This window comes from Lactobacillus helveticus DSM 20075 = CGMCC 1.1877 (assembly GCF_000160855.1).
Taxonomy (GTDB): Bacteria; Bacillota; Bacilli; order Lactobacillales; family Lactobacillaceae; genus Lactobacillus; species Lactobacillus helveticus.
In genome coordinates, this window is sequence record NZ_GG700758.1 from 68,160 (window position 1) to 73,971 (window position 5,812).

Below are 5,812 nucleotides of genomic sequence, written 5' to 3' on the forward strand. Positions count from 1 at the left end.
AATAGCCTACCGCAAAAATATTGACATAACACGTACATTAATCTAATATTTTAATCAAACTATTCTTAATTATCAATCAATTTGGAGGTAGAAATGAACTCAAAGTTCAGAAAGATTTTATCACTTGGTGCTGTTGTTGTAGCTGCAGGTCTAGCTTTAACTGCTTGTTCAGGCAAGAAGCAAGGTGCTTCTACTAATAAAAACACAAAGCATGGTATTGCATTGATCACTGATCAAAATGGCGTTGATGATCACTCCTTTAACCAAGCTGCCTGGGCTGGCTTCAAGGCTTATGGTAAAGAACACGGCTTAAAGCAAGGCAAAGGCGGTTATCAATATTTCCAATCTAGTGGTCCATCCGACTTTGTCCCTAACTTCGATCAAGCTTCAAAGGCAGGCTATCGAACTATCTTTGGCGTTGGCTTTGAGTTACAACAAGCCGTTGCTCAAGCCGCTAAGAAGAATCCAAAGAATAATTTCGTCATTGTCGATAGTATCGTTAACGGGCAAAAGAACGTTGCTTCCGTTACCTTCAAGAGTAATGAAGCTTCCTATCTTGGCGGTTTAGCCGCAGCTTACACTACTAAAACCAATAAAGTTGGCTTCATCGGTGGCGCTAAATCAGCCATCATTGATTTATTCGAAGCTGGTTTTAAACAAGGTGTTGCGGATGGTGCTAAGGCATTGCACAAGAAGATTAGCGTTCAAACCCAATACATTGGCAACTTCACTGCAACCGACAAGGCGAAGTCTATCGCTCAATCAATGTATGCTAACAAAGTCGACATTATCTATCAAGCAGCCGGCAATGCCGGTAACGGTGTCTTCCAAGAAGCTAAGGATTACAACCAAACCTTACCAGCTAACAAGAAGGTTTGGGTAATCGGTGTTGACGTTAATCAAGCAAGTCTTGGTAATTACACCGCCAAAGGTGGCACTAAAGCCAACTTCACTTTGACTTCTGTCTTAAAAGGCTTGAACGTTGCTACTAAGAGCATCGCTGATGATGCTTACAAAGGCAAATTCCCTGGCGGCAAGCACCTCGTTTATGGTTTAAAGAACGATGGGGTTTCCATCACTAAGGGCCAACTTAGCGCCAAGGCATGGCAAGCCGTACAAAAAGCTCGTACGCAAATCATCGACGGCAAGATTACGGTTGCTACTAAACCAGGTAAATAAGTTCTAATTTTAACAGTCAAAAGCTCTTCGTCTTGGCGGAGAGTTTTTCAATTAGGAAGCTAATATTTATGGAACAAAAAACAATTATCGAAATGAATCATATCGTCAAAGACTTTAATGGTTTCAAAGCCAATAACGATATCAATCTCAAGTTGGCCAAAGGTGAGATTCTCGCCCTCCTTGGCGAAAATGGTGCAGGCAAATCAACCCTGATGAGTATTCTATCCGGTTTGCTTGAGCCTACCTCCGGAGAAATCAAGGTGAACGGTAAACCAGTTAAAATAGCTAATCCTACTGTCGCTAAGGAATTAGGCATTGGGATGGTCCACCAGCATTTCATGCTCGCCCACTCTTTTACTGTTTTGGAAAATATTATTCTTGGCCATGAAACCACTAAAGGTCCAATGCTTGATATTAAAAAAGCGCGTGAAAAAGTATTAGCTCTATCACAACGCTACCATTTAACAATCAATCCTGATGAAAAGGTCGCCAATATCACAGTGGCTCAACAACAAAGGGTAGAAATTCTTAAAGTGCTCTACCGCGGTGCTAATATTTTAATTTTCGATGAACCCACTGCTGTTTTAACTCCACAGGAAATCACAGAATTCATGCATATCCTAAAGGGACTAGCTCATGAAGGAAAATCGATTATTCTAATCACTCACAAACTAGACGAAATTAAACAAGTTGCTGACGAAGTAACGATCATTCGAGCGGGAAAAGATGTTGGGACCTATCAGGTTAGAGAAATTAGTGACCAACGCATGGCCGAATTAATGGTAGGTCACGCTGTGCAGATGAAGTTGACCAAAAAAGCGGAACATTTAGGTTCAAATGTCCTTCAGGTTAAGGACCTGCAAGTTAAAGAAAGTCGCGGCAATTTAGCCGTTAAAGGCTTATCCTTCTCGATTCGCGCAGGCGAAATTCTTGGGATTGCCGGAATCGACGGCAACGGACAAGATGAACTAGTCGAGGCGATCACCGGTTTGCGTCACGTTGATCAAGGTTCTGTGATTATCAAAGGTCAAGATATGACTAACAAACCTACCCGCAGGATTACTGAGCAAGGTGTCGCTAGCATCCCCGCTGATCGACAAAAATATGGCCTTATCTTGCAAATGTCAGTCGCTGACAATTTAGTTCTGCAAAGCTACTACCACCAGCCTTTTTCTCATCACGGGATTATCAACTTCGCTGCTATCAAAAAACATGCTCAAGCCGCAATTAAAAAGTTCGATATCCGTACTCCTAACAGCAATTTAGTAGCCGGCGAACTCTCAGGTGGTAACCAACAAAAAGTGATTATCGCACGTGAACTTGAACGCAATAGCGATTTAATCATTGCCTTCCAGCCAACTCGTGGTCTTGATGTGGGCGCGATTGAATACATTCACAAGCAATTATTAAAAGAACGTGCGGCTGGAAAAGCCATCTTGCTCGTTTCTTATGAATTAAGTGAGATTATGCAGTTATCTGATCGCATTCTAGTTTTGCATAATGGACAAAAATCCGGTGTTGTTAAGCCACACGAGACCAATGAAACTGAATTAGGTCTACTAATGACCGGCGTGAAGAAAGAAGGAACTAAACTTGATCAAAGTCTCAGCTAAAGCCAAACACTACTTAGTACCAATTATCTCCGTATTTGCCGGCTTTCTAGTCGGTGCAATTATTATGCTCATCTGGAGCTACAATCCAATTACCGCTTATGCTTCCATGTTTACTAGCGCATTAGGCAACATGAACGGCTTAGGTGAAACAATCCGTGAAGCTACACCGCTAATCTTTACCGCGATTGGTTTTGCCATTGCCTCTAAAGCTGGTTTTTTTAACATTGGATTGCCAGGGCAAGCTCAAGCAGGCTGGCTTACTTCGGTCTGGGTAGTTTTAGCCAATCCAAATTTACCCAAGTATATTCTATTACCATTAGCAATTATCGCAGGCGCCTTCGCCGGAGCTATCGTTGCCGGAATCGCAGGTTTCTTGCGTGCCTACTTTGGTACCAACGAAGTAATCACCACGATCATGCTTAACTATATCGTCCTCTATCTTTGCCAATACCTCATGCAACAAATAATGCCAGCTAGTTTACGTAATGACACCGATACCACTAGAAATATCCCTGCTAATGGGAGTTTGCACTTAGACTGGCTCAGTCAACTTTTCGGCAACTCCCGTATCAATGCCGGGATTTTCCTCGGGATCATCGCATTATTAATCTATTGGTTCCTAATGAAAAAGACTACTGTCGGTTTTGAGATTAAAGCAGTTGGTCTGAATCCCTTTGCTAGTCGTTATGCTGGAATGTCAGCTAAAAAAAATATTATTCTGTCTATGCTGCTTTCTGGAGCCTTTGCTGGAATTGGTGGTGTAGTTCAAGGCCTAGGCACTTATCAAAACTACTTCACCCAAACCAGCAGCATTGCTATTGGTTGGGATGGTCTTTCCGTAGCCTTATTAGGGAATAGCACTGCATGGGGAATTTTAATCGCGTCGTTGCTCTTCTCTACCCTGAAGATTGGGGGACTGGGGATGCAAACCGTAGCTGGTGTTCCTTATGAAATTGTCTCCATCGTTATTGCTGCTATTATCTTCTTCATCGCTATCAAATACGTCTTTGACCTGCTATTCAAAGTCAAGAAGACAACTACTGAGCAACATCCCCTCAAAAAAGGTGAAGAAATTGGTCCTGATAACGGTGTCGATGGCCCCAACCTTAAGTTACAAAAAAAAGGATAATCTACATGAATTTTGAATCATTACTTGCATTAATTGTTTCTTCAACTCTCGTATATTCTGCTCCACTAATTCTAACCTCATTAGGCGGCGTCTACAGCGAAAACTCCGGTATCGTCAACATCGGATTAGAAGGCATCATGACTGTTGGTGCCTTCACTTCTATTATTTTCAATCTTACCTTCGCTCATGCTTTTGGCTCTGCTACTCCTTGGATTGGTGCCTTAGTCGGAGCTATCTTCGGTTCGATCTTTTCCCTATTGCACGCTTTTGCAACTATTAATCTTCGCGCAGACCATATTATTAGCGGTACGGTACTCAATCTGCTTGCTCCACCTTTAGGTGTATTCTTGATCAAAGCAATTTATGAAAAAGGACAAACGCCTAATATTACCGCTAATTTTGGTTATACCAACATTCCCGGTTTAGCAAACATTCCAGTGATTGGCAAAATCTTCTTCACCAATACTTCGGCTCCAGCTTGGTGGGCTATCATTATCACCATTTTTCTCTGGTGGGTGCTTTATAAAACTAGACTGGGTCTGCGTTTACGCTCCACCGGTGAAAATCCGCAGGCTGCAGACACATTAGGAATCAATGTTTACAAAATGCGCTACATTGGTGTTCTAACTTCTGGCTTCATGGCTGGTTTAGGCGGCGCCGTTTTTGCCCAATCAATTTCAGGCAACTTCTCCATTTCAACAATTGTCGGCCAAGGCTTTATGGCCTTAGCTGCAGTGATCTTTGGTAAATGGAATCCGATCGGTGCTATGCTTTCTTCCTTATTCTTTGGCTTTGCTCAAAGTTTAAGCATTATTGGAAATCAGCTGCCTGGAATTGCTAAGATTCCAACGGTTTACATGCAGATTGCGCCATACGTAATCACGATTGTAGTATTGGTATTATTCTTAGGTAAATCTGTTGCCCCTGCTGCTGATGGGGTTAATTATATTAAGTCAAAATAATTTATTTGCTCTTTATTATGTGGTTTGTAATTAAACCTTTTGACTAGAAATTATTTCTTCATGTTTCCTAATATGTTCTACGCACCGGTCATCTTGCGATATCAAAATTACGAAAATAGCCTCGATCATCGTAAAGGCTGCAACTCTTGAGAAGTAATATTGCGTTTGTAAAACAGTTTGTCTAACTGCTGTTTGTAAATGATAATCCGATTCTAGTGCAATCGGCGAATCAGAGCGATTAGTAATCGTAATTATTTTCATCCCTTGTTGTTGGGCTACCTTAATTTGTTTGAGTAAAGCCGCAGATTCACCGGAATTAGAAATAACCAACAGGACATCTTCATGTCCAAGATTCATTGTTTGGGCAATTGCCGTTTCGACATTACCGCCCGAAGCCATGGCAAACAGGTCTATTTGGTTAAATTTATAAACCGCATCGGCAGCAACAGGATAGGTGTCACCTTCTGCAGAAACCTGAATCACACGACTATGAGTTAAAATATCTAACACTTTTTTTAGCTTTTGACTATCAAAATTTAATAAGGTCGCTTCGATTTCTGCCACCTTATTATCATCAATTTGCTTTAATGCAGTTTGTAAGTCATCCTTAGCAATATTTTGCAAAGAATGGCTTTTTTCATTGCCTGCTACCTGAGCCAACTGAATTTTCAGATCATGAAATCCCGCTAATCCTAAGTTATGACAAAAACGTGTGACCGAAGCGCCACTTACCTTCGCTAAATTTGCTAACTCAGAAATGGTGCAATTTACTATTTGCCCTGGATTTTCAATAATTTTTTGTGCAATTTTTTGATCACTTTGCAACATGGATTGTAATTCACTATAGATCTGATTGATAATACTTGCCATATTTTAACTAGCGTACGGATCACATGGGGGATGAAATATCCTTTTGACGACGCAAAATA

The 5,812-nt window shown here is 41.3% G+C and carries 5 protein-coding genes; 4 read left to right on the forward strand and 1 reads right to left on the reverse strand.

All coding sequences use genetic code 11. The features are described 5' to 3' along the window. The first annotated feature begins 93 nt into the window (after positions 1–93). From HMPREF0518_RS08135 to HMPREF0518_RS08150, 4 genes are all read left to right on the forward strand, one after another. Positions 94–1,179 (forward strand): BMP family lipoprotein, encoded by a 1,086-nt coding sequence (locus HMPREF0518_RS08135; protein WP_003627723.1) that lies wholly within the window; start codon positions 94–96, stop codon positions 1,177–1,179. 68 nt (positions 1,180–1,247) lie between these two features. Then, on the forward strand, positions 1,248–2,792 hold the full coding sequence (locus tag HMPREF0518_RS08140) for an ABC transporter ATP-binding protein (RefSeq protein ID WP_003627724.1): 1,545 nt from the start codon (positions 1,248–1,250) through the stop codon (positions 2,790–2,792). Next, positions 2,773–3,921, forward strand: a complete 1,149-nt coding sequence (locus tag HMPREF0518_RS08145) for an ABC transporter permease (protein ID WP_003627725.1) — start codon at positions 2,773–2,775, stop codon at positions 3,919–3,921. Before HMPREF0518_RS08140 ends, HMPREF0518_RS08145 begins: the two co-directional genes overlap by 20 nt. 5 nt (positions 3,922–3,926) lie before the next feature. Continuing rightward, entirely contained in the window at positions 3,927–4,883 is a 957-nt protein-coding gene (locus HMPREF0518_RS08150; RefSeq protein ID WP_003627726.1) for an ABC transporter permease, read from the forward strand. Positions 4,884–4,913: 30 nt separating this feature from the next. Here the strand turns inward: HMPREF0518_RS08150 and HMPREF0518_RS08155 are convergent, their stop codons facing one another. Continuing rightward, positions 4,914–5,753 carry a MurR/RpiR family transcriptional regulator gene (locus tag HMPREF0518_RS08155; RefSeq protein WP_003627728.1) on the reverse strand — a complete coding sequence of 280 codons (840 nt, stop codon included), beginning with the start codon at positions 5,751–5,753 and terminating at the stop codon, positions 4,914–4,916. Between the last annotated feature and the right edge of the window lie 59 nt (positions 5,754–5,812).